Source organism: Streptomyces sp. CO7 (genome assembly GCF_053474865.1).
On record NZ_JBRIOU010000002.1, the window covers coordinates 1,432,056 to 1,432,608 of the forward strand.

A 553-nucleotide genomic window follows, 5' to 3' on the forward strand; every position below is an offset into this window, starting at 1 on the left:
CCGACGCCCCGGGGCGGACGTGTGCCCGGGGCCGGGCGCGGTGCCGGGACACCCGCCGTGAGCTGAGACAATGGCAGCGTGATCGAAGCGCGGCGGCTGCACATCCTGCGGGCGGTGGCGGACCACCGGACGGTGACCGCGGCCGCGGCCGCGCTCTACCTCACCCCCTCCGCTGTCTCCCAGCAGCTCACCGCGCTCGAGCAGGAGACCGGGCACCGTCTGGTGGAGCGCGGCGCGCGCGGGGTGCGGCTCACCCCGGCCGGGGAGATCCTGCTCGGGCACACCAACGCGGTGCTCGCGCAGCTGGAGCGGGCCGAGGCCGAGCTGGCCGCCTACGGCTCCGGGGAGGCCGGCACGGTCACCGTCGCCGCCTTCGCCACCGGCATCGGCCTGGTCGTCGCGCCCGCGCTGACCGCCCTGGCCCGCAGCCGCCCCGGCATACGGGTGCGGGTGCGGGACGCCGAGGGCGACGCCAGCCTGCCGATGGTCCTCGACCGGCAGGTGGACGTGGCGGGCGCCCGCGGCGACCCCCGCGCCCCCGCCGCCCGGGGCG

General features: G+C 79.2%; 1 protein-coding gene. It reads left to right on the forward strand.

Translation table 11 applies throughout. The features are described 5' to 3' along the window. Positions 1-78: 78 nt before the first annotated feature. Positions 79-553 (forward strand): LysR family transcriptional regulator (locus tag ACOV8S_RS08550; protein ID WP_448317088.1); only part of this gene is annotated, 475 nt, incomplete at its 3' end.